Source organism: Streptomyces minutiscleroticus (assembly GCF_014650875.1).
In the GTDB taxonomy this organism is placed as follows: Bacteria; Actinomycetota; Actinomycetes; order Streptomycetales; family Streptomycetaceae; genus Streptomyces; species Streptomyces minutiscleroticus.
In genome coordinates this window covers 1-540 of the sequence record NZ_BMVU01000279.1, presented here as the reverse complement: position 1 = coordinate 540, position 540 = coordinate 1, and the positions used below count along the sequence as shown (strand labels likewise).

General features: G+C 35.7%; 1 pseudogene. It reads right to left on the bottom strand.

Annotated elements, in window-relative coordinates:
• Positions 1-540, bottom strand: a pseudogene (gene hopJ / locus IE271_RS44725) (Hop family outer membrane protein HopJ/HopK); the annotation flags it as partial.

Sequence of the window (540 nt, the reverse complement as noted above, 5' to 3'; positions counted from 1 at the left end):
CCGTTATGCCTATTTACATTCACACGAACCCCAAAATTCAAAGGGATTTGGAAAAAACTCGTATGCATTTTAGCTTGATAGCCCGTCAAATAATTGTTGATAAAATCCGTTTCACTCACCCACATGCTCAAACCACTCCCTACCCACGAACTCCCCGCTAAAGCAAAGCCCGCATAAAAACCCACGCTAGAATGTTTTTTTGCATTATCAATGAAATTATACAGATAGTCTATTCCAAGCCCATAAAGGTGGTTATTCATTTTGCCCAAACCATCAAAGCCATTACCCACAAAACCAAAATTAGTATAACCATAGTCATAAAACAAGTAATAGCGAAACCCTTGATTTTTTTTCTTGGTAAAGAAATGCTTATAACCCACATTCAAAGTTACCCCATACATGTTTGAAATGTTTTTAGAATAAGAGTTAGGATCAAGTGCGTTTAGGGAATTTGAAATTTGAGCGATTTGAGAAGATAAAGAAGAAAGCATGCGGTTTTGGGATTGATTGAATTGCACTTCTAAATTTTTTAAGTTTTCT